The 720-nt window shown below is 63.2% G+C and carries 1 pseudogene; it reads left to right on the forward strand.

Going from position 1 to position 720, the window contains the following annotated elements:
* Window positions 1–205 (forward strand): annotated as a pseudogene (locus NBW84_RS17130) (hypothetical protein); the annotation flags it as partial.
* Between the last annotated feature and the right edge of the window lie 515 nt (window positions 206–720).

Below are 720 nucleotides of genomic sequence, written 5' to 3' on the forward strand. Positions count from 1 at the left end.
CCTGGTGGTCCCGGCCCGGGCGCAGACGTTCGGCGACCTGGTCGAGGCCGCCTACGACCAGCACCGCACCCTGCTCTACACCCAGCTGCGCTGGCCGCCCCCGGCCAGCCCGGCCGCCGAACGCGCCGAGGGCGCCCGGCTGACCGCCTACCTGTGGCGGGGCTCCGACGACACCCACCCCACCTTCACCCCGCCCCCCGGCTAGAGCGCCGGTCAGGAAACGATACATATCCCCCCTGAACGATGGCACGCGTCGATGGACGTCGGCCACCGGAGAAGATCGGCGTAATTTTGTCGTTGTGTACGCTTTTGCGGCCAAAAAGCGTACACAACGACAAACTCTCCTGGATCATGTCCTGTGCGGATGGTCGTGGATGGGATCCGCACTCCTTGACCGGCGTACTGGGAAGCGTCAGCCGGGCAGCGCGAATCCCGTCCGCGGCCGGCTGGACGGGTCACGATGTGGCGTGGGCAGGGCCCGCTGGATGCCAGCATTTATCTACCAATAGTAACGATCATGGGACGCGAGGTTGCGTGTCGTGAAGTGGACAGGACGGCGTGGGGCGGGCCCCGACGGGCCGTCCGGATGTTGAATTCATCGTCAATATGATCTAGATCATGCATCACCGCAGGTCAGGGTGTTGCTACGGAGTTTGGTTGAAAATTTTCAAGTAACCGGTCGCAACAACACAAACCTCTTTCGGTTACAACCCTTGCGCT

The sequence above is a fragment of the Protofrankia sp. CiP1_Cm_nod2 genome, assembly GCF_920664355.1.
In the GTDB taxonomy this organism is placed as follows: Bacteria; Actinomycetota; Actinomycetes; order Frankiales; family Frankiaceae; genus Protofrankia.